We start from the raw sequence: 380 nt of genomic DNA, 5'->3' as shown, positions 1-380 counted from the left end.
GTCATAGAACGTATTAAATTCTTGTAACCTTCCGTCTAAAAGCTGGACATCAATGCCAATGTTTTTCCATTGGGTAATATAGTACTGAGCAAGTGGTTCAGCAGTGTCGCCACCGCTCATAGACGCAAAGTTTAATTGCAGTTTTTCCCCATTTGGATCTTCACGGAGCCCATCACCATCAACATCTTCATAACCAGCGTCATCTAAAATTTGGTTTGCAAGCTCTACGTCGTATGCAAAACCTTCTAATTCGTCGTTATGGAAAGTTGGGTGCGATGGCGGTATCAATGTTGTACCAGCCCATCTAAACCCATTATAAAAACGTTCGCCAACAGCATTGTTGTCAACGGCGTGGGCCATGGCTTTACGCAAGTTGACGT

Annotated in this window: 1 protein-coding gene; it reads right to left on the bottom strand. The window is 43.7% G+C overall.

What is annotated here, in order from left to right; translation table 11 throughout:
• The coding region (locus tag CHH91_RS17990; protein WP_286160834.1) for an ABC transporter substrate-binding protein at nucleotides 1-380 on the bottom strand (380 nt) is incomplete at both ends.

The organism is Virgibacillus sp. 7505, from assembly GCF_002272135.1.
In the GTDB taxonomy this organism is placed as follows: domain Bacteria; phylum Bacillota; class Bacilli; order Bacillales; family Amphibacillaceae; genus Terribacillus.
The sequence above is the reverse complement of the archived record's forward strand: the minus strand, read 5'-3'. Positions and strand labels throughout refer to the sequence as shown.